Here is a 21,063-nt window from a genome sequence, read left to right on the forward strand (position 1 = left end):
CTTCCTCCGCCCTATCCTGGTTAAGCTAGGCAGGAACGCCGGTGCAAGGGAAGGGATGCGTCAGTTCGGACGATCAAGCCAGTTGTCGATCTGGCTCATGCCTTGGGCTGTCTGCTGGCGGCGTTCGGCGCCGGACTGGCGCAGGGTCCGCTCCTGCTCGGGGCTGTAGAGCGGGCGGGGCGGCAAGGGCTGGGCAGCCGTTGGTTCGCGTGCGCCTTCGATGGTGCGCAGGCGAAGCTGGGTTTCGATCTGCTGTTGACGCGCTTGGTCCGCATTCGACTGCGCCTGAGAACGCAGACGGTCGTTCTCGTAGCGGTGCTGGTCGGCGATCGCGGCGGGGACCCCGCCCGGATAGGCGCCATAGGGGCGGCCGGCCTGCGGATAGGTTTGGGCCAACGCCGGTGTGGCGGCAGCGGCCAACAGGGCGGTCAGGGTCAGGAGCGATCGCATGGACACGATGTGGGGACGCGCGCCATCGCCGCCAAGCGGAGCCGCAACCCTTTGAGCCGCCGTGGGTTCATCGCGCCGAACCCCCTTTACGAACGGAGCATTCCTCATGGCCCAATCCCTTTCCGGCAAGACTGTCGCCATCCTCGCGACCGACGGCGTCGAGCTGGTCGAACTGAATGAACCGATGAAGGCGCTGAAGGATGCGGGCGCGGTGGTCGAGATCGTGTCGCTGAAGGCCGGCCAGTTCCAGGGCTTCGACCATCTGACGCCCGGCGACAAGGTCACGGCCGACAAGGCGGTGGCGGCGGTGGACGCCTCGGCCTATTCCGCCCTGCTGCTGCCGGGCGGGGTGGCGAACCCGGACCTGCTGCGGGCGGACGAAGACGCAGTGAAGTTCGTTCAGGCCTTCTTCGACGCCGGCAAGCCGGTCGCCGCCATCTGTCACGCGCCCTGGCTGCTGATCGAGGCGGGCGTGGTCGAGGGGCGCACGATGACGTCGTTCGAAAGCCTGCGCACCGACCTGAAGAACGCCGGGGCCAATGTGGTCAATGAAGCGGTGGTGGTGGACCGGGGCCTGGTGACCAGCCGCTGCCCCGACGACATTCCCGCCTTCAACGCCAAGATGATCGAGGAGTTCGCCGAAGGCCGCCACGAGGGCCAAGCCGCCGCTTAAGGCATCGCCCAGACGGAGGACCGCTTGATCTCCTGGTCCTCCAGTTCGCGTGAGGTCGGGACGCGGTATTCGGCCAGGAAATCCAGGCCCGTGCGCGGGAAATATGTGCGTCCCGGATCGCCGATCAGGACCCGCGTGCCCCTGGCGCGGGCCTGGTCCAGCCAGGCCAGAACGGCGTCGGTCATCGGGCGCTCGTAGCAGATGTCGCCCGCGCAGATGACGTCCACATCCGGCGGGGCGGCGTCCAGCAGATTGGTCTGGGTGAAGTCCAGCGTCACGCCGTTCGCCGCGGCGTTGGCGGCGACGGCGGCTTGGCAGAAGGGATCGATGTCGGCGCACAGGACATGGGTCGCCCCCGCCTTCATCGCCGCCACGCCGACCAGACCCGAACCGGCGGCGAAGTCCAGCACGCGCTTGCCGACGACCTCATGCGGATGATCCAGCAGATACCGGCTCAGAGCCTGACCGCCGGCCCAGGCAAAGGCCCAGAAGGGCGGCGGCACCCCCAGTTCGCCGAGCTCTTCTTCCGTCAGCCGCCAGATCGGCGTGATCTCGTCGGCCAGCCACAAAAAAATCTCGGGCGCGTGCGGCACGGGCTGAAGCCGGGTGTTGTCACGGATGAAGGCGGCGGGATCGAGGACGGTCATTCCGGCTGGCGCGTAACAGCCTTCAGCACGCTGGCATAGCCGGGTGCGACCTCCATCGCCTCGGCTTGCGGCTTCGCACGAATGGCGCGGTGCAGGCGCGGCAGCTTCCAGCAGGGCACATGCATGAACAGGTGGTGCTCGGCGTGGAAGTTGACCCAGTAGGGCGCGATGAAGGCGCGTTCCCACAGGCTGGCCTTGGTGGTGCGAGCGGCGCGAAAGGGGTCGGCCGACGAACCCTCGACGCAGGCGTGTTCGGCGATGTTTCGCAGGCGCGTAACCATCGGAAACCACGTCGCCATCGGCAGCAGCCACAACACGAAAAAGGCCCACCAGACGCCAGCGGCGATGAAGCCCGCCAGCAGGACCGCATTGAAGGCGAGGAAGGGCAGGACGGATCGGCCCGTCACGATCGCCTCATAGTCATGGGCGCCATCATCTCGGGGGCCGCTTGAGCGCGCTTTGGCCAGCGGCAGCAGCACCCGCTGCTTGAAGAAGGTCTGGCCCGTCAGGTCGCGGATCAGCTTTCGGCGCAACGAAGCCGGACTGACGGGAAAGGGCGCCGACAGCATCAGATCAGGATCCTCGGCCTGCTGGGCGAAGCGATGATGCGTCAGGTGATAGGGACGATAGGCCTTCAGGCTGGCGCCGATCGGCACGGCGCATAGCCAATGGCCGAGAAAATCGTTCAGACGGTTCGACTTCGACAGGCCGCCATGCGCCGCTTCGTGCATCAGAATGGCCAGACCCAGCTGACGCGTGCCGACGATCATTATGCACAGCGGGATCAGCCAGGGGATCAGGACGCCGGCGAGAACAGCCAGGGCGATCACCGCCCAGCAGTGGACCACTAGCAGGGGGCCGGCCCAGGCCGAGCGCATTTGAAACGGCGTCCACTCCTGGGGTGTGAACAGGGCCGACGGGGCGATGCGCGGGGCGGCGGACATGAGACGAGTCTAGCCCCAGACGCGCGTCTGGAAAAGCGACGCAAGAATGTTGGGCGTGCCTGACAAAAAGTCAGGTTGACATGACATTCTGTCGGTGTCAGGTTGTCCTTACACAAGGAGAGCCGATATGTTCACCGCCTGGAAGACCGGAACGCCTGCGCATCGACGCTACATCATTCGCACGATGGCTTTCTCTGCGCCCTATGTCGCGATCTGTATCGCCATGATGACGACAGCCGCGTTCGACGATTTGATGGGCAAACCGACGGCCTGGGTCCTGGCGGCGGCGGTGTCGGCCCCGGTGATCGGGCAGATTTGGGCGACCCTGGCGCTGATGCGCGAGAGCGACGAGTTCGTGCGCGGCGTGACCGCCAAACAGTTCATCGTCGCCGCAGGGCTGGCCATGGCCGTCGCCACCTTTTGGGGCTTTGGCGAGAGTTTCGCCGGCGCGCCGCATATGCAGACCTGGCTGATCGTTCCGGTCTTTTGGGGGCTGTACGGCGTCGTTTCGCCCTTCATCCGGAGCAGCCGATGAAGAACCGTCTGAAGCTTCTACGCGTCGAGCGCGGCTGGACCCAGGAACAGATGGGTCAGGCGCTGGGGGTCTCGCGTCAGGCGGTGATCGCCCTGGAGACCGAGCGGCACGATCCGTCGTTGGACTTGGCCTACCGGATCGCCGCCGTGTTCGAGCGGCCGGTCGAAGAGATCTTTGAGAACCCGCACGTGGGCTGACCGAAAAGTCAGAATAACCTTACAATTGGAGACTGTGATGTCGAACGTCATTCGCCCTTGCCGGGGCGTCTTCGCCCCGTCGCGCCTTGCCATCATCCTAGGCGTTGTGATCGCCTGCGCCGTGGCCAGCGATCAGGTCCGAGCCCAAGCCGCGCCACCTGTGGCTTCCTCCGCCGCGCCCTTCACCTCCGACCGGCTGTCGGTCGAGGTGGTGGGCCAAGGCCCTGACGTGATCCTGATCCCCGGACTGGCGTCTTCGCGTGAAGTGTGGCGCGCGACAGCGGATCGGCTGAAGGCGACGCACCGCGTGCATCTGGTGCAGCTGGCAGGATTCGCCGGCGAACCCTGGACGCACGGCGACGGCGCCTTCGTCCAGCCCGAGGTGGATGAACTGGCGCGCTACATCCGCCAGGCGCGGCTGGATCGGCCCGCGGTGATCGGCCATTCGATGGGCGGTCTGAGCGGACTTCTGCTGGCGCAACAGCAGCCGGATCTGGTCGGACGGGTGATGACGGTCGACTCGCTGCCCTTCTACAGCGCCATGTTCGGCCCGACCGCGACGGCAGAGAGCGCAAAGCCTTTCGCGGATCAGGCGGCCAGCATGATCCTGTCGGCGGACACGGCGAGCTTCCGCACCCAGCAGGAGGCGACGGCGCAGGGCCTGTCGCGCACCCCGTCGGAACAGGCGCGGATCGTGGCGTGGTCGCTGGCGACCGACCGTCATGCGATGGCCTCGGCGATGAAGGATGTGATGACCACCGATGCGCGGCCGGGGCTGGCGGCCATGACGACGCCGGTGACGGCGCTTTACGCCGCCGATGCCGACGGCGGGGCGCCGGCGGCGATGGCCGATGCGATGTGGACGCGAGAGTATGCGGCCTTGCCCGGCGTGACCCTGATCCGCGTCGATGGCTCGCGACATTTCATCATGGCCGATCAGCCCGAGCGGTTCGCCGAACTGATCGACGCGTTTCTGGCGAAGTGAGCCTGGAAGATCCTCCCCCCCCAAACGGGGGAGGATTGGTTCAGCCGTTCTTCGGCGTCACGTCGCCGGCCTTGACCGGGACGCCGTCGAACTGGTCGGCGTAGGCGGGGTTGAGCAGGGCGCGGAAGACGCTCTGCGGCAGGGCGATCCAGTAGGGGCCGTCCGAATAGGGGCCGATCTGGTACGGCCCCATCAGGAAGGTCACGCCGCCCGCCTTGCCCGGCGTCGCGCCAGGCGTCAGGACGAACGGGGTCGAGACGGCCTTGGGGCAGGTCCACATCTTGCCGTCCAGGGTCGCGGCCTCCGAGCCCGGCGACCGGGCCTGTTTGGCGGCGTTGGCGGCGGCGCACAGGGCCTTGTCCAGAACCGACAGGTCGGCGCCCGGCCGGAACAGGTCGGCGAAGCCCAGCCGCTTGTTGGTCGTCTTGTCCCAGATCACGGCGTCGAAGCTGGTGTTGGGATGTGCGCCGCCGGTGAACTCGAAATCTGTGCGGGCCAGGCTGACCAGTTTGCCAGTCTCGGCGCCGGGCGCGAAGGCGATGGTCTTTTCATAAGGGTTCGGGCCGCCGCCGGCCTCGCTGAGATCGGCCTGAGCGCCTTCCTCGAACTGCTTCAGGTCGCGCACCGTGTCGGCATAGAGGGCGGCGTGCAGGGCAGGCGTGGTCTTGATCGCCTGCGGCAGGGTCAGTTTGACGGCGGCATAGGGGGTCTTGCTGTCATAGCCGACGGGGGTGTTCGACATGGCCGGCGCAGCGGCCGGGGCCGGCGCGGCCGGCGCCTGGGCCTTGTCTTCCTTGCGCTGGCAGGCCGCCAGAGACGCGCAAAGCGTGGCGGCGACAGCGGCGGACAGCAGCAGGGTGCGGGCGGTGCGCGACATGGGAAACTCCATCATCGGGGGATCACAGGGAGATTGAGCCAAGGGCGATAGCGGCCAGCAGGATCAGACCGGCCTCGCGATTGGACTTGAACAGTTTCAGCGCCAGGGCGTCGTCGTTGCGGTCCAGCCGGATGACCTGACACGCCAGATGGACGGCATAGATCACCAGACAGAGCCAGAACAGCGGCCCAAGCCCCGCGGCGAGGCCGGTCAGGGCGGCAAGGATTACTGTCAGGCCATAAAAGACCGCCACGCCCGGCTGCACGGCTGAGGCCAGGCGACGGGCCGAGGATTTCACGCCGATCATGGCGTCGTCCTCGATGTCCTGAAGCGCATAGATGGTGTCGTAGCCCAGGGTCCAGAAGACGCCGCCGATCCACAGCAGGACGGCGGGAATATAGGCCTGCCAAGCTAGTGCGATCGCATGGCCGCTGTTGCCGGCGGGTGACCATAGGAATGGCCGGAACTCGCCGGCGAGATCGGCGGGCAGCAGCAAGGCGGCCGTCGCCAAGGGCAGGGCGGCGGCGAACCCCATCAGGGCACCCCAGTTGAACGTCAGGCCAAGCCAGGCCTGGGGCCACCAGGTGATCCGCTTCATGAAGGGATAGGCCGCGACCAGGCCCAGCGACCCGACGCCCAGCCCGATGGCGACGGTCGGCAGGGTGAGCAGGATCAAAAGGCTGACCAGGCTGCACGCGACGACGAAGGCCCAGGCCTGTTTGACCGAGATGCGGCCGGACGGGATGGGTCTCTGGGCGGTGCGGGCGACTTGTGCGTCGAAATCCCGATCGACGATGTCGTTGAAGGCGCACCCCGCCGCTCGCATCAGGCAGGCGCCGATGCCGAAACCAACGAACAGCCACAGATCATAAAAGCCGGGGCTTTGCCGATACTGAGCCAGGGCCAGCGCGATTCCCTGCCAGCCGGGCAGCAGCAGCAGCCAGATGCCGATGGGCCGATCGAACCGCCCCAGCTTCAACCACGGCTTTAGCCCCTCCGGCGCATGCCGATCGACCCAGTTGGCGCCGGCGTCGGGGAGGGGAGCGAAAGTCATGCGGCTGACTTAGCGCGTAGGGCCCGAGGGGTGAAGGCGCCGCTCCCCGTTTCCAAAGCGGGCGCACAGAAAAAGGGGCTGGAGGGCCCAGCCCCTTTCCACGGTGATCGGCGCGACCGTCAGTCCTGATAGACGTCGCCGGAGCCGGAGACGGTGCTGTTCAGGTTGGCGGGGCGGGTGGCCAGGGCCACGTCGCCGGAGCCGGCGATGGCGACCTTGACGTCGCCGGTCGGGGCGATGCGGGCGTCGCCGGAGCCGGCGATGTCCACCCAGGCGTCGCGGGTCGCCAGGTCGCCCAGGGACGCATCGCCCGAGCCGGCGATGTCCAGCTTCAGCTCGTCGGTGCGACCCGAGGCGGTGACCTCGGCCGAACCGGCGATGTCGACCGTCAGCGACGGCTGGTCATAGCCGGTGATCTGCAGGTCGCCCGAGCCCTCGGCGTTGAAGCGGTTCACCTTGGGCGCGGTGATGACGACCTTCAGTTCGTCGCGCTCGGAGCGGGCGGAGAAGTTGCCGTTGCTCCAGCCGAACACGACCCGCTCGTCGCCGTCGCCCAGATCGAGGCGGCCGTCGACCAGACGGACCCGGTCGGTCAGACCCTTGGGCCCGGTGATGACGACGGTGTTGGCGTCGCCCTGGACATAGTCGACGTCAATGCTGGAATCGACGGTCAGGGTCTCGCCGCCGGTCCAAGGCAGGGTGCGGGTGGTCAGGGGGCCGAGGTCGTCGGTCCCGCCGCCCTTGACCCGCTCGAAGCGGATGGTCTCGCCGTCCTGGTCCTTGATGGTCCAGGCCCAGCCGTGGCGCTGGAGGTCATGGCCGCCGATCGCCAGCGCGCCGCCGACGGTGACCAGGCACAGCACCAGGGCGGCGCCGGCGATGATGAACAGGGTGCGGATCATGCCGAGGCTCCCGAGGTCGAGGTGGATTGAACGCTGGTCGGCTCAAGCGCCGGCTTCAGCAGGCGGTAGTGAAGGCGGGCGAACCAGACGACGCCGTTCACCAGCCAGATGGTGAAGATGGTCAGCAGGGCGCCGATGAAGACGGCGCCGGCCATCAGGCCCAGCCCCATCAGGATCGCCGCGAACGGCCCGCCGGGGAAGCCGGCGAAGGGACCCGCGACCATGATCACGCCGCCGCCGATGAACAGGCCGATGGCGGCGATGAAGAAGCCGAACACGGTCCCGATCACGCCCATCAACAGGGGCAGGAGGATCAGGATGTCCAACGCACCCAGGCCCAGGACCGCGAAGACGGCGCCGGCGGCGGCGGAGGGGTTCTTCTCCTGATGCCAGCGCTGGATGCCGGCCTCGGCCTTCAGTTCGCGAGCCAGGCGGACCGGATCGCCGAGCGCGGAGGCCACCTCGGCCTCGGTGCGGCCGGCGGCCAGGCCGTCGTCGAAATGGGTCTGATAGTCGGCGATGATGTCGTTTGCGGTCGTGGTCGGCAGGCCGACGAGGCCTTCCTTCAGACGATCGATGAATTCGGCGCGCGTCATTGAGCGGCTCCCTGATCGGCGTCGTTCGCCACGATGGCGTCGACGGCCTTGGTGAAGGCGGACCATTCGGCAGTCTGGGCGGCGAGGGCCCCCCGGCCCGCTTCGGTCAGTCGGTAGTATTTGCGTGACGGCCCGGCGGAGGATTCGACCAGATAGGTCTCGACCTGTCCTTCGGACTGCATGCGGCGCATCAGGGGGTAGATTGTGCCTTCCCCCATATCGATCGCGTCCGACAGGCGGCTGGCGATCTCGTAGGCGTAGCTGTCCGCCCGGTTGAGAAGGGCCAGGACGCAAAGCCCCAACACGCCCTTCTTCAGCTGTATCTCGATAGTTTCTGGCACCTCGGCTCTCCCGTTGATGACCATTGACTACGACAAGGTATCTTGTGACGCAAGGTAGCTATCGAAACATGACAGCGATTTAATCGAGGCCGGCTGAAGGCGGCTTTGCGGCCTGAGCGCCGTTGATCGCTTGGCAAGCCGAAAGCGATCCGATAGGTGACCGAGAACGCCGGGCGTGGGAATCGCGCCAGCGTGATCTCTTGCGAGCCATTCGCAAGTATCTGCTGCATAACGGTTTTACGGGGAAGTCTCATATGGGGATGGGCAAGCGAGCCCAAGGGACGTTGAAGAAGGCCGCGACTTGCGCGTCCTCCATCGTTCTGGGCGCCGGACTGGCGATGTTCGCTGCGGCGCCGACGTGGGCGCAGGACCTGATGGGTCAGCCGACCCCGGGCGGCATCACGCTGCAACCGGCGGCGTCGCCGCTGAAGCATGATGCGCACTTCTTCCACGACGTGATCCTGATGCCGATCATCACGGCCATCACCCTGCTGGTGCTGGGCCTGCTGGCGTGGATCGTGTTCCGCTACAACAAGAAGGCCAATCCGACGCCCGCGCGCTGGAGCCACAACACCACGATCGAGATCATCTGGACCGTGCTGCCGGTGCTGATCCTGGTCTTCATCTCCCTGTTCTCGTTCCGCCTGCTGTTCGCCTATCACGACATGCCGTCGCCTGACCTGACGGTGAAGGTGACCGGCAACCAGTGGAACTGGGCCTATGAGTATCCGGACCAGGGCGTCGCGGAATACATCTCCAACATGCTCCCGGAAGAGGAAGCCAAGGCCAAGGGCGTGCCCTATCGCCTGGCCGCGACCGAGCCGATGGTCGTGCCGGTCGGCAAGACGGTCCAGCTGGTCATCACCGCCTCGGACGTCATCCACGCCGTCGCCCTGCCGGCGTTCGGCCTGAAGACCGACGCCGTTCCCGGCCGCATCAACACCACCTGGTTCAAGGCCGAGCGCACCGGCGTCTTCTATGGTCAGTGCTCGGAACTGTGCGGCGTCGACCACGCCTTCATGCCGCTGGAGATCCGGGTCGTGACCCAGGCCCAGTTCGAGCAGTGGATCGCCTCCAAGGGCGGTTCGATGACGCCCAAGGTCGCCGCGCCCGCCGCGGCTCCGGCTACAGCCGCTCCCGCGCCCGCCGCCGATGCCGCGACCCCGGTCGCCGCCCCCGTTGGCGCCACCGCCGACCAACCCGTTCCCGCCGCGGCGTCCGCCGCGCCGGCCGCCCAGTAAGAGGCGAACAGAGACACATGGCTGACGCTACCGTAACCCGCGACGCGACCCACCTCGGTCACGCTCACGACGACCACCATCACGACCACAAGCTGGGCTTCTTCACCCGCTGGTTCCTGTCGACCAACCACAAGGACATCGGCACCCTGTATCTGATGTTCGCCATCATGGCGGGCATCGTGGGCGGCGCTCTGTCGGGCCTGATCCGCTGGGAACTGGCCGAGCCGGGCATCCAGATCTTCAAGGAAGGCTCGTCGATCCAGCTGCTGGGTCTCGTGGAGCAGTCCAAGCACGGCTATAACGCCGTCGTGACGGCCCACGCCCTGATCATGATCTTCTTCATGGTCATGCCCGCCATGATCGGCGGTTTCGGCAACTGGTTCGTGCCGATCATGATCGGCGCGCCGGACATGGCCTTCCCGCGCATGAACAACATCTCCTTCTGGCTGCTGGTCGCCGCCTGGTGCCTGCTGATCCTGTCGATGTTCACCGACGGCGGACCGGGCAAGGGCTTCGGCGGGGGCTGGACGGCCTATCCGCCGCTGTCGACCACGGGCCACGTCGGCCCCGCCTTCGACCTGGCCATCTTCGCCCTGCACGTCGCGGGCGCCAGCTCGATCCTGGGCGCGATCAACTTCATCACCACCATCCTGAACATGCGCGCGCCCGGCATGACCATCCACCGGATGCCGCTGTTCGCCTGGTCGGTGCTGATCACCGCCTTCCTGCTGCTGCTGTCGCTGCCCGTGCTGGCCGGCGCCATCACCATGCTGCTGACGGACCGCAACTTCCACACCCACTTCTTCGATCCCGCCGGCGGCGGCGACCCGATCATGTACCAGCACCTGTTCTGGTTCTTCGGTCACCCGGAAGTGTACATCCTGATCCTGCCGGGCTTCGGCATCATCAGCCACATCGTCTCGACCTTCAGCCGCAAGCCGGTGTTCGGATATCTGGCCATGGCCTACGCCATGGTGGCCATCGGCTTCGTCGGCTTCATCGTGTGGGCCCACCACATGTACACGGTCGGCATGAGCATCAATCTGCGCGCCTATTTCATCGCCGCCACCATGATCATCGCGGTGCCGACGGGCGTGAAGATCTTCAGCTGGATCGCCACCATGTGGGGCGGCTCCATCAGCTTCAAGACACCCATGCTGTGGGCGATCGGCTTCATCTTCCTGTTCACCGTCGGCGGCGTGACCGGCGTGGTCCTGTCGAACGCCGGCATCGATTACAGCCTGCACGACACCTATTATGTCGTGGCGCACTTCCACTACGTGCTGTCGCTGGGCGCCGTCTTCGCGATCTTCGCGGGCTTCTACTACTGGTTCGAGAAGATGTTCGGCGTGAAGTACAACGAGTTCCTGGGCGCGACCCACTTCTGGATCATGTTCGTGGGCGTGAACCTGGTGTTCTTCCCGCAGCACTTCCTGGGTCTGCAGGGCATGCCGCGTCGCTACATCGACTATCCGGAAGCCTTCACCCTGTGGAACCACGTCTCGTCGATCGGCTATGCGATCACGGCGGTCGGCGTGCTGGTCTTCCTGATCATGCTGGCCGAGGCGGCGATCCGTCGTCGTCCGGGCGTGGACAATCCGTGGGGCGAAGGCGCCACGACCCTGGAGTGGACCCTGTCCTCGCCGCCCCCGGCCCACCAGTTCAACGAACTGCCGGTCATCAAGGCGGAAGAGCACTAAGCCTTTCCAGCGATATGAAATCGAAGGCCGCTCTTTCCGTCGGAAGGGGCGGCCTTCTTCATTTGGGTATGCTATGCGGCCCTCACCGATGACCGAAGTTCAGACCCGCCCCGCCATCTCGACCGCCCAGCCGGAGGATTTCTTCCAGCTGCTGAAGCCGCGTGTGATGTCGCTGGTGGTCTTCACCGCTGCGACCGGGCTGATCGTCGCGCCCGGATCGGTCAATCCGCTGGTCGCGGCCATCGCCATCCTGTGCATCGCCGTGGGCGCAGGGGCGGCCGGGGCGCTGAACATGGCGCTGGAAGGCGAGACCGACGCCCTGATGCGGCGCACGCGCGGCCGGCCGGTGGCGGCGGGACGTGTGCGCAAGAACGACGCCATGGCGTTCGGCGTCATCCTGAGCCTGTTCTCGGTCATGCTGCTGGGGATGAACACCAACTGGCTGGCGGCCGGTCTGCTGGCCATGACCATCGTCTATTACGCCGGCTTCTACACCCTGCTGCTGAAGCGGCGGACGCCCCAGAACATCGTCATCGGCGGGGCGGCGGGCGCCTTTCCGCCCGTGATCGGCTGGGCGGCGGCGACGGGCCATGCGCCGTGGCAGGCGTGGCTGCTGTTTCTCATCATCTTCCTGTGGACTCCGCCGCACAGCTGGGCGCTGGCGCTGTATTCGGCCGGCGACTACGCCAAGGCGGGCATTCCGATGATGCCGGTGGCCAAGGGCGCAAAGTCCACGCGGTTGCAGATCCTGCTCTACACCCTGGTCTTCGTGCCGGTCGCGATCGCCCCCGCCTTCGCGGGCCTGGGCGGGATCATCTATCTGGTTGTGTCGGTCGCGGGCGGCCTGGGCTTCCTGGGCTTGGCGGTGCGCCTTTATCGCTCGCGCGCGGGCGACGAGCCGGACAAGGCCGAGGCCGTGGGACGCGAGGCCGCATTGTATGACGTCAAGGTCCAGGCCAAACCGGCGCGGGACCTGTTCGCCTTTTCCATCCTCTATCTGATGGCGCTGTTCTCGGCGCTGCTGGTCGAGGCCCTGTCCGGTCTGGGAGCGTAAAACCATGCGTCTGACGCCTGAGGAACTTCGCGCGCGCAAGCGTCGCAACGTCTGGATCGCCTCGGCGCTGGTGGCCTTCATCGTGCTGGTCTTCGCCACCACGGTGCTGCGCCTGCAACAGAACCAGGCGGCCGAGCGCGCGCTGGCGACGGCGGTGGAGACGTCCCAACCATGAAGGCGGGCCGCAAGAATCTGATCGCCATCATCTGCGTCTTCGGCGTGATGGGAATGACCGGGGCGGCGTTCGCGGCGGTGCCGCTCTATCGGATGTTCTGTCAGGTCACGGGCTTCGGCGGCACGACGATGAAGGCCGACAAGGCCTCCGACACCGTGCTGGACGAGACGGTCATGGTGCGGTTCGACACCAATGTGCGCGGCGTGCCGATGACCTTCCGCGCCGAGCAGTCGACCCAGCGGGTGCGGATCGGCGAGACGGGCCTGGCCTATTTCGACGTGACCAACACCTCGGACAAGCCGATCCAGGTGCGCGCCAGCTACAATGTCTCGCCCGAGCAGACGGGGCCGTATTTCCAGAAGCTGCAATGTTTCTGCTTCACCGACCAGACGCTGGCGGCGGGCGAGACGCGCCAGTTCCCGGTCCAGTATTTCATCGCCCCGGAACTGGCCACGGACCGTGAGGCCAAGGGCGCGCGCGACATCACCCTGAGCTACACCTTCTACCCCTCTGTGGACGCGCCCAAGGCGTGACTTCGAAGCCGGGCGTGGACTTTCCCGGCGTCGGCTGCGGCCTGGTGATCCAGCGCGCCGACGGGCGGGTGCTGCTGTGCAAACGGCTGAAGGCGCCCGAGGCCGGGTTCTGGAACATCGTGGGCGGCAAGGTCGACCTGATGGAGCGCTCCATCGACGCCGCGCGGCGCGAGGCCGAGGAGGAGAGCGGGCTGAAGATCGGCGCGGTCGATTTCCTGTGCCTGGCCGAAGAGATCATTCCGGCCGACGGCCAGCATTGGGTGTCGCTGATCTATGTCACCCGGGACTTCACCGGCGAGCCGACGCTGACCGAGCCGGACAAGCTGTCGGAGATCGGCTGGTTCGCGCTGGACGACCTTCCCCAGCCGCTGTCGGCCTTTTCGGCCAAGGCGTTCGCGGCGATGAACGGCTGATCGCACGGCGCCGTTCGCGTCGGCGCGCGTTTCATCTCCAGGTGCACGCTGCACGCGGAGACGGAGACGGAAGTTGCGCGGTCTGGATTTCACCAACTGGCACAGTCTGCTGCTGACCCTGGTCGGGCTGGCGCTCGTGACGCTGATCGGCATGGGCATCCGGCTGGTGATGATGTTCACCATCCAGCAGCGGCGCGAGCGGATGAACCGCCAGATCAATGAACGGCTGAAGACCCTGATCGCCGCCTACAAGGTGCTGGGCGGGTCTTTCACCGGCGACCTGACCGTCGATCCGACGCACAAGCGCGACCTGAGCCGCCGCAACGTCTCGCAAGGCGAGGCGGGACTGGATCTCAGCGCCGAGGCGACGGCGGGGTCGGACCGGACCCGGCGTATCCGCGACGCGGTCGAGGCCAGTCTTGCGGATATCATCCTGCTGGGCACCGAGGACCAGGTGTGGCTGGCGCAGCAGGCGGCGCGTGAACTGGTCGCCGGGCGGCCGGTGCGGACGCATGATCTGGTCGTTTCGCTGCGCGACTTCATCCGCCAGGCGCTGGACCTGGCGCCCGTGCCGACCGGACCGGACATGCCCTTGCAAGGCCCGACGCGCCCGTCCTCGACCGGAGGCCGCGGCTCAGTCGCCGGCGCAACGGGCGGCCGTGGCGAGGGCGGCATGGGCGCAGGCATGGGCGCAGGGATGGGCGGCGGTGGAATGGGCATGGGCGGCGCATTGGCCGACAGCCCGGACGATCCCGCCGATCCAATGGCCCGCAAGGGCTGAGCCCCGTCCGCATGCCCGAACAAGGCGGAAAGACGGCGTGGCTCTGGCGTCGGGGAAAATCGAACGCTATAGCCGCTATAACAACCGACTCTGGCCGACGAAGAGACGCGATTCATGGCTGACGCCCACGCCACTCCGCAGCACGACTACCACCTGGTGGCGCCTAGCCCCTGGCCGCTGGTGTCATCGGTCGCTGCGACCATCATGTTCATCGGCGCGGTGATCTGGATGAAGGGCCTGGCCCCGGCGGACGGCGGCCCGATCGCCGCCAACTTCCTGGCGGAAGGCAAGCCGGGCGTCTTCTTCGCCGGTCTGGCTGGCGTGCTGATCTCGGCCTTCTGCTGGTGGGCGGACGTCATCAAGGAATCTAAGGCGGGCGACCATACGCCGGTCGTGTCGCTGGGCCTGCGCTACGGCATGATCCTGTTCATCGCGTCGGAGGTGATGTTCTTCGTCGCCTTCTTCTGGATGTTCTTCGACATGGCCCTGTTCCATGAATCGCGGGCGCTTACGCCGGAAGTCAGCACCTGGGCCGACACCGCCAAGGCCTGGTCGACCTGGCCGCCCAAGGGCGTCGAGGTTCTGTCGCCGTGGCAACTGCCGCTGCTGAACACCGTGACCCTGCTGCTCTCGGGCTGCACCGTCACCTGGGCCCACCACGCGATCCAGGTCGGCGACCGCAAGGGCGCCAAGCTGGCCCTGATCATCACCGTGGCCCTTGGCGTGCTGTTCACCTGCGTCCAGGCCTATGAGTACAACCACATCCTGCACGAGAAGCTGTTCTTCAACGACGAGGCCGTGAACTCGGGCCTGTATGGCTCGATCTTCTTCATGGCGACGGGCTTCCACGGCTTCCACGTCCTGATCGGCACCATCTTCCTGGCGGTCTGCCTGATCCGCCTGCTGAAGGGCGACTTCACCCCACAGAAGCATTTCGGGTTCGAGGCGGCGGCCTGGTACTGGCACTTCGTGGACGTGGTTTGGCTGTTCCTGTTCGCCTTCGTCTATGTCGTCTTCGGTTGATCCAAGACGGCCCTGAAGACATCGCAGCGGCGCGGGACGAGGAATCGTCCCGCGCCGTCGTCGTTTCCGATACGCCGGTTCGGTGGACGCTGCGGGGGCGTTGTCCCCGGTGCGGCCAGGGCGCGTTGTTCGCGGGCTTTCTGAAGGTGGCGCCCGGCTGCACGGCCTGCGGTCTGGACTATTCCACCATCCAGACGGGCGACGGCCCCGCCAGCTTCATCATGCAGATCGCCGGATTCATCGTCGGCTTCTCGGCCCTTTTCGTCGAAATCAAATACCATCCGCCCATGTGGGTGCATCTGATCGTCTGGCTGCCGCTGGTGGTCGCCCTGTCGCTGGCCCTGATGCGGCCGGGCCGGGGGCTGATGATCGGGCTGCAATATCGGAACCAGCGATGAAGCGTTTCCCCTGGATCCTGACCCTGCTGACGGCGCTGGCCCTGATCCTGCTGATCGGGCTGGGCGTGTGGCAGGTCGAGCGGCTGAAGTGGAAGGAAGGGCTGATCGCGGCGGCCGATGCGGCGGCGGCGAAACCGCCCGCGCCGCTGGAGCAGGTGCTGGCGGAAGGTGATCTGGAGTTCAGGAAGGCGTTGATCGTCTGTCCGGGCCTGGCCAGCGCGCCCTTCGTCGAGCTTCAGAGCATCCATGACGGCGAGGCCGGGGTGCGGCTGATCTCGGCGTGCAAGCCGGCGGGGACGGATTTCACCCTGCTGGTCGATCGTGGCTTTGTCGGCGACGGCGTGACGGCGCGTCCGCGCGTGCTCGAAACCACCCTGCCGCTGGTGATGGTCGGAGAGTTCCGCACCTTCGACAAGCCCGGCGCCATGAGCCCCGCGCCGCGCGACGGCCGCTTCTACGCCCGCGACACGGCGGCGATGGCCAAGGCGCTGAACGTCACCGGCCCGGTCCGGCCCGAGGCCGTGTTCGCCATCACCGCCGTCAATCCCGAGTTCCCGGCGCTCAGGCCGTCCGCGCCGCCCGCGGCCTTTTCCAACAACCATTTCGGATACGCCCTGACGTGGTTCGGACTGGCGATCGCGCTTGCGGGCTTCTATGTGGCCCTGCTTCGCCGTCGAATGAAGAAAGACGGTCCTCAAGCAGCCGCGCACCGCGTGCGCGGCGATAGGAAAGACTAAAGTCCTGACCGCTACGCTTCACACCCTGTCCAACGGCGTTCGCGTCATCTGCGATCCGATGCCGGGGCTGAAGACCCTGGCCGTCGTCGTCACCGTCAAGGGCGGGGCGCGGTGGGAGCCGCTGGATCGGTCCGGCTGGTCGCACCTGCTGGAGCATCTGGTGTTCAAGGGCGCCGGGGACATGGCCGCGCGCGAGATCGTCGAGCGGATCGAGGCCGAGGGCGGCACGATCAACGCCTCCACCGGATACGAGCGGACCAGTTTCGAGGTGCGGGGGCTGGACGGCTCGCTGCCGCTGGCGATGCAGGTGCTGTCGGACCTGGTGTTCCGCCCCACGCTGGACCCGGCCGAGATTGAGCGCGAGAAGGACGTGGTGGCCCAGGAGATCGCCGAGGCCTTCGACACGCCCGACGACCATGTGTTCGAGATGGTGCAGACGCGCGCCTTCGCCAAGCAACCGCTGGGCCGTCCGATCCTGGGCTCGGTCGCCAGCCTGAAGCCGGCCGACAAGACGTCGGTCGAGGCGTGGCGCGCGCGGCTGTATTCGCCCGACCGGATGGTGGTGTCGGTCTCAGGCGCGGTGGACGAGACCGAACTGCTGGCCCTGGCCGAGCGCTGGTTCGGCGATGCGGTGACGACGCCGGCCGATGCGCCCGCGCCGGCCGCCTTCGTCGGCGGCCATGCGAAGCTGACGCGCAAGATCGAACAGGCCAATCTGGTGTTCCAACTGCCGGCGTTGTCCGCGACCGATCCGGCGCTTTCAGCCATGCGGCTGTTCGGCGAGATTCTGGGCGGCGGCATGGCCTCGCGCCTGTTCCAGAGCGCGCGCGAGGAGCGGGGCCTGGCCTACGCCATCGACGCCTATCAGGAGCCGTATGAGGATACGGGCGTGCTGGGCATCTACGCCGGGGCGGCGGCGGATCGGGCGAAAGAACTGGCCGAGGTCTCGGCGGCCGAGGTGCGGGCCCTGGCCGAGGTCGGTCCGACCGAAAAGGAGCTGTCGCGGGCGAAGGCTGTTATGAAGGCCGGCCTGTGGATGTCGGACGAAAACCCGATGAGCCGGGCCGGGCGCAACGCCGCCCAGACCCTGATCTTCGGGGCCCCACGCTCCAGCCTGTCGATGACCGAACAGCTGGAAGCCCAGACGATTGAGGATGTGCGCGCGGTCGGCGGCCGGGTGCTGGCCTCTGGCCAGGCGGCCAGCGCCGTCCTGGGTCCGAAGTCAGCCGCACCAGCAGGCGAAGCGTTCGCGGCGGCTCTGTTCGGGGGCTGAGGGAACGCGCCGGGGCGCGGATCGGTTATGCTGGCGCTTGAACCCGTCCAGCCCGGAGACCTTCCATGACCGTCCGCGTCGCCCTGATCGTCGGCAGCCTGCGCAAAGGCTCCTATTCGCGCGCCATCGGCATGGAGTTGAAGGCGCTGGCCGAGCCGGGGCTGGAGATCGAGTTGGTCGAGATCGGCGACCTGCCGCTCTATGACCCCGATCTGGAGACCGAGAACCCGCCGCCCGCCTGGGAGCGGTTCCGCGAGGAGGTGGCGACGACCGAGGCGGTGCTGTTCGTCACGCCCGAATACAATCGCTCCATTCCCGGCGCGCTGAAGAACGCGCTGGACGTCGGCTCGCGCCCCTATGGCCACAGCATCTGGCAGGGCAAGCCCGCCGCCATCGTCAGCGTCTCGCCCGGCGCCGTCGCGGCGTTCGGCGCCAACCACCACCTGCGCCAGCCGCTTGTGTTCCTGAACATGCCGACGATGCAGCAGCCCGAGGCCTATATCGGCAATGTCGCGGACCTGCTGGACGAGAACGGCAAGCTGAAGAAGGACGACACCAAGACCTTCCTGAAAAGCTTCACCGACGCCTTCGCCGCCTGGATCGACAAGACAAAGGCGTAGAGCGATTGGAGCCGCGGCCCTTCGATAACGATCAGTTCAGGGCCTCAGGCTGACGACGACCTTGCCCTTGGCGCGACCGGTCTCGATATAGGTCAGCGCTTCGTTCAGATCCTCGAACGGGAACGCGCGATCCAGCACGGGGCGGATGTCGCCGGCCTCGATCAAGGCCGTGATCCGGCTCAACTGTTCGCCGTCCGCCCGCATGAAGACGAAACTGTAGTCCACCCGACGCGCCCTCGCAGTTGCCCGGATCTTGCGGCTGCCCAGGCCGATGACCTGGCGGATGATCCAGTTCAGACCCTGGGCCCTGGCGAAGGCCGGATCGGGCGGGCCGGAAATCGAGATCAGCTTGCCGCCTGGTTTCAGCACATCCAACGACCGTTCCAGCGTCTCGCCGTCCAGGCTGTTCAAAACCACATCGTATCCTGACAGCACCTGGGCGAAGTCCTCGGTCTTGTAATCGACCACCACATCCGCCCCCAGGCTGCGGACCAGGTCCGCGCCCGCTGCGCTCGCCGTCGTCGCGACGCTGGCGCCCAGGTGTTTGGCCAACTGGATCGCGAGGATGCCAACCCCGCCGGAACCGGCGTGGATCAGAACCTTCTGGCCGGGCTTCAATCCCGCCCGATCCACCAACACCTGCCATGCCGTCAGCGCCGTCAGCGGCACGCCCGCCGCCTCTTCCATCGACAGATTGCGCGGCTTGGGCGCGACGTCGTCTTCCGCGATGGCGATATAGTCGGCGAAGGTTCCGATCCGGCCGTCGCGAGGTCGTGAATAGACCTCATCGCCGACTTTAAACCGTCGCACGGCCGCGCCGACCCGCACGATCTTGCCGGCCACGTCATGACCCAGAACCAGCGGCGTCTTGTAGGGAAGGATCGGTTTGAACGCCCCGTCCCTGATCTTTGAGTCCAGCAGGTTCAGCCCGGCGGCATGCACCTCGACCAGCACATCCTTGTCGCCGACCCTCGGTTCCGACGCCTCGCCCAATCGAAGCGTCGCCTTCTTGGCGTAATGGTCGAGGAAGAAGGCTCTCATCACGCGTCCGCCTTGTAGCGGGGGGCGGCGGTGACTTGCCCAAAACCGGGCAGCATGGCGAGGCGGGCGGCCTGGAAGGCGTCCCACTGGCCGGCGTCGTGCAGCGGCGGGATCGTCACCGGTTCGCGACGGTCGAAGCCGACCAGCGCGGCGTCCACCATCTCTCCGACCTCCATCATGGGGGGCAGTTGCGACGGATCGGCGCCGGCCCGGCTCCAGATTTCGGTGCCCGTGGCGGCCGGCAGCACGGCCTGGACATAGACGCCCTTGGGACCGAGTTCGAACGCCAGTCCTTGCGACAGGTAAAGGACAAAGGCTTTCGTGGCGCCATAGACCGTCTGACCGAACTCGGGGACCAGGCTCACCGCCGAGCCGACATTGATGATGGCGCCCTGGCCGGCCTCGACGAAGCGGGGCGACACCGCATGGGCCAGCCGCAGGACGGCCGTCGTATTCACCGCCACCAGCCGTGTGATGTCGGACGCGGCCTGGCGATCGAAGCGCCCCGCGACCGAAAGCCCGGCGTTATTCACCAGCACGCCGATGCGGGCGTCGTCGCGCAGTCGGGCCTCGACCACTTCGAGATCGGCGTTGTTTGTCAGATCGGCCTGGATGACGTCGACCGCCACGCCTGTCTCCCCACGAAGCCGCTCGGCCAGAGCGTCCAGCCGCGCCTTGTCGCGCGCGACGATCACCAGATCGTGGCCGCGCCTGGCGAACCGGTCGGCATAGGTCGCCCCGATGCCGCTGGAGGCGCCGGTGATGAGAACTGCGGGAAGGTCGGACATGAGAAGCTCCATTGCGATCTGATTATTCATGATCGCTATCATCTATGTTGCCAAATATGACCGCCATCATGTATGTGTCAATGGGTGAAAAGGAGATTGCGTCATGAAGGTCAGCCGCGAACAGATGAAGGCGAACCGCCAGCGCATCCTGACGGAGGCCGGCCGGCTGTTTCGCGCCAAGGGTTTCGACGCCGTCGGCGTGGCCGAGGTGATGCAGGCGGCGGGTCTCACGCACGGCGGCTTCTATGGCCATTTTTCGTCAAAGGACGATCTGATCGCCCAGACGGTGGCCCATGTGTTCGAGCCTTCGGACAGCGAGACCTCCGAAACGGCCGATCTTTCGGCCTTTATCGATGCCTATCTCTCGCCCAAGCACAGACAGGGTGTTGCGGCGGGATGCCCGACGGCGGCGCTCGTCTCGGATATCCGTCGCCAGGGGCCGGAAGCGCGCGAGGCTCTGACTTCGGGCGTTCGCGCTCAGATCGAAAGGATCGCAGCGACGATCACCGACACGCCTTCGGCTCAGGCGCGCCGTGACGCCACCGGTGCCTGGGCGACCATGGTCGGCGCAATGATCATGGCGCGTGCCCTGGATGATGACGCGCTTTCCGACCAGATTCTCCAGGACGCCCGTGACTGGATCGAAGTCCGTCTGCAGGGGCGCGGCGTCTGACCAAAGACCTAGAGATTGTCAGGGAGCGGGTCGCCGCCCCAATTGAAAACGGCGGCTCCGTGAGGAGCCGCCGTCGCCAGATCAGCTGTGACGCTGAAATCAGCCGATGGTTTGCAGCTGGCCAGCCGATTCCTTGCCCGAACGCTTGTCGCGTTCCAGCTCGTAGGAAACCTTCTGGTTTTCATCCAGGCCGCGCAGGCCAGCGCCTTCGACGGCCGAGATGTGGACGAAGACGTCCTTGCCGCCGTCGTCGGGTTGGATGAAGCCGTAACCCTTGGTCGGGTTGAACCATTTGACAGTGCCGGTAGCCATTTTGAGACCTCCGTTAGAAATTGACCGAGGGAACGTCCCTGCGGCCTGTCGGGTCTGAATGGGAGCGGCCTTGACTCGTGCGTTCGCAGAGAGAGTGGGC

Annotated in this window: 28 protein-coding genes; 17 read left to right on the top strand and 11 right to left on the bottom strand. The window is 66.6% G+C overall.

The annotated features are described in order from the left end of the window. Positions 1-60: 60 nt before the first annotated feature. Positions 61-558 carry a hypothetical protein gene (locus GGC30_RS05670; protein ID WP_228763620.1) on the bottom strand — a complete coding sequence of 166 codons (498 nt, stop codon included), beginning with the start codon at positions 556-558 and terminating at the stop codon, positions 61-63. Here GGC30_RS05670 and GGC30_RS05675 point away from each other — a divergent pair. Next, positions 557-1,123: a type 1 glutamine amidotransferase domain-containing protein gene (locus GGC30_RS05675; RefSeq protein WP_153923068.1), complete on the top strand. Its 567-nt coding sequence runs from the start codon at positions 557-559 to the stop codon at positions 1,121-1,123. The genes GGC30_RS05670 and GGC30_RS05675 overlap by 2 nt on opposite strands. Here the strand turns inward: GGC30_RS05675 and GGC30_RS05680 are convergent. Then, the gene (locus tag GGC30_RS05680) at positions 1,120-1,770 is read right to left on the bottom strand and encodes a methyltransferase (RefSeq protein ID WP_153923069.1); all 651 of its coding nucleotides are present in this window, start codon (positions 1,768-1,770) and stop codon (positions 1,120-1,122) included. The genes GGC30_RS05675 and GGC30_RS05680 overlap by 4 nt on opposite strands. Continuing rightward, positions 1,767-2,714: a fatty acid desaturase family protein gene (locus GGC30_RS05685; protein ID WP_153923070.1), complete on the bottom strand. Its 948-nt coding sequence runs from the start codon at positions 2,712-2,714 to the stop codon at positions 1,767-1,769. The genes GGC30_RS05680 and GGC30_RS05685 overlap by 4 nt, the downstream gene beginning before the upstream one ends. A 127-nt stretch (positions 2,715-2,841) precedes the next feature. Between GGC30_RS05685 and GGC30_RS05690 the strand changes: the two genes are divergently transcribed. The 3 genes from GGC30_RS05690 to GGC30_RS05700 are packed head-to-tail and all read left to right on the top strand — an operon-like array spanning position 2,842 to position 4,431. Continuing rightward, entirely contained in the window at positions 2,842-3,249 is a 408-nt protein-coding gene (locus tag GGC30_RS05690) for a hypothetical protein (protein WP_153923071.1), read from the top strand. Continuing rightward, positions 3,246-3,446 (top strand): helix-turn-helix transcriptional regulator, encoded by a 201-nt coding sequence (locus GGC30_RS05695; protein ID WP_153923072.1) that lies wholly within the window; start codon positions 3,246-3,248, stop codon positions 3,444-3,446. The genes GGC30_RS05690 and GGC30_RS05695 overlap by 4 nt, the downstream gene beginning before the upstream one ends. A 37-nt stretch (positions 3,447-3,483) precedes the next feature. Continuing rightward, entirely contained in the window at positions 3,484-4,431 is a 948-nt protein-coding gene (locus GGC30_RS05700; RefSeq protein WP_153923073.1) for an alpha/beta fold hydrolase, read from the top strand. Positions 4,432-4,471: 40 nt separating this feature from the next. On the opposite strand, the gene GGC30_RS05705 is transcribed toward GGC30_RS05700, so the two are convergent. From GGC30_RS05705 to GGC30_RS05725, 5 genes are all read right to left on the bottom strand, one after another. Continuing rightward, positions 4,472-5,308 (bottom strand): DUF3298 and DUF4163 domain-containing protein, encoded by an 837-nt coding sequence (locus tag GGC30_RS05705; RefSeq protein WP_228763621.1) that lies wholly within the window; start codon positions 5,306-5,308, stop codon positions 4,472-4,474. A gap of 22 nt (positions 5,309-5,330) precedes the next feature. Beyond that, complete coding sequence (locus GGC30_RS05710) at positions 5,331-6,362, bottom strand: UbiA family prenyltransferase (RefSeq protein ID WP_153923075.1); 1,032 nt, start codon at positions 6,360-6,362, stop codon at positions 5,331-5,333. A 119-nt stretch (positions 6,363-6,481) separates the two neighbouring features. Then, on the bottom strand, positions 6,482-7,264 hold the full coding sequence (locus GGC30_RS05715) for a GIN domain-containing protein (protein ID WP_153923076.1): 783 nt from the start codon (positions 7,262-7,264) through the stop codon (positions 6,482-6,484). Continuing rightward, positions 7,261-7,860 (bottom strand): DUF1700 domain-containing protein, encoded by a 600-nt coding sequence (locus tag GGC30_RS05720; protein ID WP_153923077.1) that lies wholly within the window; start codon positions 7,858-7,860, stop codon positions 7,261-7,263. The genes GGC30_RS05715 and GGC30_RS05720 overlap by 4 nt, the downstream gene beginning before the upstream one ends. Beyond that, complete coding sequence (locus GGC30_RS05725) at positions 7,857-8,201, bottom strand: PadR family transcriptional regulator (protein ID WP_039244893.1); 345 nt, start codon at positions 8,199-8,201, stop codon at positions 7,857-7,859. The genes GGC30_RS05720 and GGC30_RS05725 overlap by 4 nt, the downstream gene beginning before the upstream one ends. Before the next feature lie 260 nt (positions 8,202-8,461). Between GGC30_RS05725 and coxB the strand changes: the two genes are divergently transcribed. The 12 genes from coxB to GGC30_RS05780 all read left to right on the top strand — a co-directional run bounded on the left by coxB (position 8,462) and on the right by GGC30_RS05780 (position 18,149). Next, the gene (gene coxB / locus GGC30_RS05730; protein ID WP_153923078.1) at positions 8,462-9,442 is read left to right on the top strand and encodes a cytochrome c oxidase subunit II; all 981 of its coding nucleotides are present in this window, start codon (positions 8,462-8,464) and stop codon (positions 9,440-9,442) included. A 17-nt stretch (positions 9,443-9,459) separates the two neighbouring features. Next, positions 9,460-11,142, top strand: coding sequence for a cytochrome c oxidase subunit I (gene ctaD / locus GGC30_RS05735; protein ID WP_153923079.1), 1,683 nt, complete (start codon positions 9,460-9,462; stop codon positions 11,140-11,142). 88 nt (positions 11,143-11,230) lie between these two features. Beyond that, a complete protein-coding gene (cyoE, locus tag GGC30_RS05740) occupies positions 11,231-12,196 on the top strand; it encodes a heme o synthase (protein ID WP_055754184.1) in 966 nt (321 codons plus the stop codon). A 4-nt stretch (positions 12,197-12,200) separates the two neighbouring features. Further along, on the top strand, positions 12,201-12,371 hold the full coding sequence (locus GGC30_RS16240; protein ID WP_017505721.1) for a hypothetical protein: 171 nt from the start codon (positions 12,201-12,203) through the stop codon (positions 12,369-12,371). Beyond that, the gene (locus GGC30_RS05745) at positions 12,368-12,904 is read left to right on the top strand and encodes a cytochrome c oxidase assembly protein (RefSeq protein ID WP_017505722.1); all 537 of its coding nucleotides are present in this window, start codon (positions 12,368-12,370) and stop codon (positions 12,902-12,904) included. Before GGC30_RS16240 ends, GGC30_RS05745 begins: the two co-directional genes overlap by 4 nt. Before the next feature lie 14 nt (positions 12,905-12,918). Continuing rightward, positions 12,919-13,317 (top strand): NUDIX domain-containing protein, encoded by a 399-nt coding sequence (locus GGC30_RS05750; RefSeq protein ID WP_199059629.1) that lies wholly within the window; start codon positions 12,919-12,921, stop codon positions 13,315-13,317. A 73-nt stretch (positions 13,318-13,390) separates the two neighbouring features. Further along, positions 13,391-14,098 (top strand): hypothetical protein, encoded by a 708-nt coding sequence (locus GGC30_RS05755; protein ID WP_153923080.1) that lies wholly within the window; start codon positions 13,391-13,393, stop codon positions 14,096-14,098. A gap of 114 nt (positions 14,099-14,212) precedes the next feature. After that, the gene (locus GGC30_RS05760) at positions 14,213-15,121 is read left to right on the top strand and encodes a cytochrome c oxidase subunit 3 (RefSeq protein WP_153923081.1); all 909 of its coding nucleotides are present in this window, start codon (positions 14,213-14,215) and stop codon (positions 15,119-15,121) included. A 125-nt stretch (positions 15,122-15,246) separates the two neighbouring features. Continuing rightward, positions 15,247-15,519 (top strand): DUF983 domain-containing protein, encoded by a 273-nt coding sequence (locus GGC30_RS05765; RefSeq protein WP_284877038.1) that lies wholly within the window; start codon positions 15,247-15,249, stop codon positions 15,517-15,519. Continuing rightward, entirely contained in the window at positions 15,516-16,256 is a 741-nt protein-coding gene (locus tag GGC30_RS05770) for an SURF1 family protein (RefSeq protein WP_153923083.1), read from the top strand. Before GGC30_RS05765 ends, GGC30_RS05770 begins: the two co-directional genes overlap by 4 nt. Positions 16,257-16,314: 58 nt before the next feature. Beyond that, positions 16,315-17,529 carry a pitrilysin family protein gene (locus tag GGC30_RS05775; protein WP_153923084.1) on the top strand — a complete coding sequence of 405 codons (1,215 nt, stop codon included), beginning with the start codon at positions 16,315-16,317 and terminating at the stop codon, positions 17,527-17,529. Between the two features lie 65 nt (positions 17,530-17,594). Further along, positions 17,595-18,149 (top strand): NADPH-dependent FMN reductase, encoded by a 555-nt coding sequence (locus GGC30_RS05780; protein ID WP_055753989.1) that lies wholly within the window; start codon positions 17,595-17,597, stop codon positions 18,147-18,149. A gap of 36 nt (positions 18,150-18,185) precedes the next feature. Here the strand turns inward: GGC30_RS05780 and GGC30_RS05785 are convergent, their stop codons facing one another. Both GGC30_RS05785 and GGC30_RS05790 read right to left on the bottom strand, forming a co-directional pair. Continuing rightward, positions 18,186-19,190, bottom strand: coding sequence for an NADP-dependent oxidoreductase (locus GGC30_RS05785; protein ID WP_153923085.1), 1,005 nt, complete (start codon positions 19,188-19,190; stop codon positions 18,186-18,188). Beyond that, positions 19,190-19,978 carry an SDR family oxidoreductase gene (locus tag GGC30_RS05790; protein ID WP_153923086.1) on the bottom strand — a complete coding sequence of 263 codons (789 nt, stop codon included), beginning with the start codon at positions 19,976-19,978 and terminating at the stop codon, positions 19,190-19,192. The genes GGC30_RS05785 and GGC30_RS05790 overlap by 1 nt, the downstream gene beginning before the upstream one ends. Before the next feature lie 103 nt (positions 19,979-20,081). Between GGC30_RS05790 and GGC30_RS05795 the strand changes: the two genes are divergently transcribed. Continuing rightward, a complete protein-coding gene (locus tag GGC30_RS05795) occupies positions 20,082-20,651 on the top strand; it encodes a TetR/AcrR family transcriptional regulator (RefSeq protein WP_153923087.1) in 570 nt (189 codons plus the stop codon). A gap of 99 nt (positions 20,652-20,750) precedes the next feature. Here GGC30_RS05795 and GGC30_RS05800 read toward each other — a convergent pair whose 3' ends face one another. Then, positions 20,751-20,963 carry a cold-shock protein gene (locus tag GGC30_RS05800; RefSeq protein WP_008260410.1) on the bottom strand — a complete coding sequence of 71 codons (213 nt, stop codon included), beginning with the start codon at positions 20,961-20,963 and terminating at the stop codon, positions 20,751-20,753. Positions 20,964-21,063 lie beyond the last annotated feature (100 nt).

The sequence above is a fragment of the Brevundimonas sp. SPF441 genome (genome assembly GCF_009661015.1).
In the GTDB taxonomy this organism is placed as follows: domain Bacteria; phylum Pseudomonadota; class Alphaproteobacteria; order Caulobacterales; family Caulobacteraceae; genus Brevundimonas; species Brevundimonas vesicularis.